The organism is Bacillus sp. 05T31 (genome assembly GCF_056396725.1).
The window spans coordinates 1-1,261 of the sequence record NZ_JBFTMA010000958.1 but is presented as its reverse complement, the minus strand read 5'-3'; the positions used below and the strand labels follow the sequence as shown (position 1 = coordinate 1,261).

General features: G+C 36.9%; 2 pseudogenes. Both read right to left on the bottom strand.

The features are described from left to right. Nucleotides 1–439: pseudogene (locus AC1DJR_RS30290) on the bottom strand (ATP-dependent DNA helicase RecG); the annotation flags it as partial. 424 nt (nt 440–863) lie between these two features. After that, nucleotides 864–1,261 (bottom strand): annotated as a pseudogene (locus AC1DJR_RS30285) (hypothetical protein); the annotation flags it as partial.

The following is a 1,261-nucleotide window of genomic DNA, read 5'->3' as shown; positions in this document are numbered from 1 at the left end:
CTGAATATACAGGTTCTACTTCTTGTTGTCGTACAACCGGTCCAAAATTCAGTTCTGATACAGCAATTGTTTGGCGATGCTGATCCCATTTACCAGTAATCGTTACCGTTTCATCTAAATTTAACTTTTGTTTATAGTATGGTCTATTAAAACATACAGCTGTAATTAAATAACGACCGACGAGAACACGAACTGTAAGACGTGACTTCTTCTTCCCATAATATTGCAGTAAAGGAGMACTATGAAYTTTCCCCTCAACCGTTACACGCTCGTCATGCTTTACTTCAGCAAGATCTTTCATCGCATAGTCTTCATAGCGGTACGGAAAATGTTCTAATAGATGAGAAACTGTATAAATTCCCATCTCGTGTAACAACTCAGATGTTTCTCCTCCGATTCCCTTTACATCCGTAACAGGAACTTGTACAACTTCATTCAAGATTCTCACGCTCCGTCACATTATTTTCTTTGATTCATTCTATTGATTATCCATTATTATCATTGACATCTGTAATCGCTCTCTTTCACCTTATATATTCTATCATAGGCATTCTAAGAGAAACTACTCTAATCCCTCTATATAAAGTGAAACTATAATCAGTGGGCGTTTACGGGCAATTAATCTCCCACTTAACTTCTTTGCTCCAGCCGAATATAGGTGGTGGAAGTTTTACTGCCCACAAATAGCGGGATAAAACAAAGTTGTACAATACGTAAGAAAAGAGCCTCACTATTAGCAGCAAGGCTCTTTTCTATCATCAATATGCTAGCCTTTTGAATAAAAACTAGTAATAAACTTCATATCACTATTTCTTATCCATTAGCAAGTAAGTAACCCATTTATTTTCAAATCGAATCTTTTCTTATTCTACAGAGAAGATGAAAGAATACACCGGTTGGTTCCCTGCATGTACTTCTACTTCTGCATCTTCAAAGTTCTCTTCTACAAACGCAACTAATTTAGCCACTTCTTCATCTGTTGCATCTTCACCTTGTAGAATCGTTACGATTTCAGAATCCTCATCAATTAGCGCTTCTAGTAATTGCTTTGCAGCTCCTACTTTCTCAGCATTTGTAGATACAATTTTCCCATCTGCAATACACATGAAATCATCTTTTTGAATCGCTACACCGTCAATTTCCGTATCACGAACAGCATACGTAATCTGACCTGTTTTCACATGAGCTAAAGCTTCTTTCATGTTTTCTTCATTCTCTTCTAGCGTTCCAACTGGATTAAATGCTAACATTGCAGCCATAC